The following is a 1,834-nucleotide window of genomic DNA, read 5'->3' on the forward strand; positions in this document are numbered from 1 at the left end:
GGCAGCGCGCCGGCGCCTTCGGCCGCGGGCTGGACGTGCTGCTCGGCGCCGGCGTGGTGGCCGGCACCGCCAACCTGGTCAACCTGCTCGACCTGCGCCCCGGCCGGGCGCTGAAGTCCGGCATGCTGCTCGGCGCCCCGCTCGCCACCGGCCCGTACGGGGGCATCGCGGCGGGCGCGGTCGGGGCGGCCGCCGGACTGGTCCGGGAGGACCTCGACGAGCGGGTCATGCTCGGCGACAGCGGCGCCAACGCGCTCGGCGCCCTGCTCGGGGTGAGCCTGGCCGCGCGGACCGGGCCGCTGGGCCGGGCCGGAGTGCTGGCCGTGCTCGCCGCGCTCACCGCCGCCAGCGAGAAGGTGAGCTTCACCCAGGTGATCCAGCGGACCCCGGGGCTGCGGCACCTCGACGAGCTGGGCCGGCTCGCCGACTGACGTGACGAAACCGGCACCCCTCGCCGGCGCCGGCCGTGTGGCCGGGGCGGCCGCCCTCATCGCCGTACTCACCGTGGTCAGCCGGCTGGCCGGCTTCGGCCGCACCGCCGTCTTCACCTGGACGCTCGCCCCCACCGACCTCGGTGGCGCGTACCTGGTGGCCAACTACGTCCCGAACTTCATCTTCGAGATCGTCGCCGGTGGGGCGCTGGCCAGCCTCGTCGTACCGCTGCTGGCCGGCGCGGTCGAGGCGGGGGAGCGGCGGGCGGTGGCCGCCACCACCGGGGCGCTGCTCACCTGGACGCTCAGCCTGCTGGTGCCGCTCGCGCTGCTGGTGGCGCTGCTCGCCGACCCGCTGATGGGGCTGCTCGGCCACGGCCTGGACGGCGTCCAGCAGGAGGCCGGGGCGCGGATGCTGCGCGTCTTCGCCCCCCAGTTGCCGCTCTACGGCGTCGGCATCGTGCTCACCGGCGTGCTCCAGGCGCACCGGCGGTTCGCCTGGCCGGTGATCGCCCCGCTGCTGTCCAGCGTCACCGTGATCGCGGTCTACCTCGGCTTCACCGCCGTCGAGGGGCGGCTGGCCCGGGTCGCCGAGGTCGGCCGCGGCGGCGAACTGCTGCTCTCCGGCGGCACCACGCTCGGCGTGGTGGTGCTGTCGCTCTCCCTGCTCATCCCGCTGCGCCGGCTCGGGCTGCGGCCGCGCCCCGGTTTCCGGTTCCCCGCCGACGCCCGGGCCCGGGTCGGTGGGCTGGCCGTGGCCGGTGTGGTCACCGTCGCCGCCCAGCAGATCGCCCTGGTCGTCGCGCTCAACCAGGTCACCTACGGCCGGACCGCCGACGTCGGTGTCTACAACCTGGCCCAGACGATCTACTTCCTGCCCTGGGCGGTGCTGGCCGTGCCGCTCGCGGTGGCCGCGTACCCGACGCTGGTGGCGTCCCGGGCGGCCGGCGACGAACGGGCCTACCGGGAGACGCTCGCCCCGGCGGTCCGTGGGGTGGTGCTGTTCAGCCTGCTCGGGGCCGCCGCGCTGGCGGGCACGGCCGTACCGGTCGGGCACTTCTTCTTCGACCCCGGGGACGCCGGCACGGCCGCGGCGGGCATCGTGGGCTTCGCCCCCGGCCTGCTCGGCTACGGCCTGTTCGCGGTGCTCACCCGGGCCCTCTACGCGCGCGGGGAGACCCGGTCGGCCACCGTCGCCACCGCACTCGGCTGGCTCAGCGTGCCGGCGCTGGCGCTGCTGCTCGGGCACCTGCTGCCCCTCACGGACCGCGTGCTCGCGGTGACCGTGGCCACCTCCGCCGGCATGCTGCTCCTCGGCGGGCTGCTGATCGCCGCCGTGGTCCGCTCCGCCGGCTCCGCCGCCCTGGCCGGCGTCGGGCGGGCCGGGGCCGCCGGCCTGCTCG

Annotated in this window: 1 protein-coding gene and 1 pseudogene; both read left to right on the forward strand. The window is 77.0% G+C overall.

All coding sequences use genetic code 11. From position 1 onward, the window contains the following. Nucleotides 1-431 (forward strand): annotated as a pseudogene (locus tag B0E53_RS36110) (hypothetical protein); the annotation flags it as partial. 1 nt (nucleotide 432) lies between these two features. Then, nucleotides 433-1,834, forward strand: a 1,402-nt coding sequence (locus B0E53_RS36115) for a lipid II flippase MurJ (protein ID WP_107079882.1), incomplete at its 3' end; no start/stop codon positions are given.

Source organism: Micromonospora sp. MH33 (assembly GCF_003013775.1).
In the GTDB taxonomy this organism is placed as follows: Bacteria; Actinomycetota; Actinomycetes; order Mycobacteriales; family Micromonosporaceae; genus Micromonospora; species Micromonospora fulviviridis.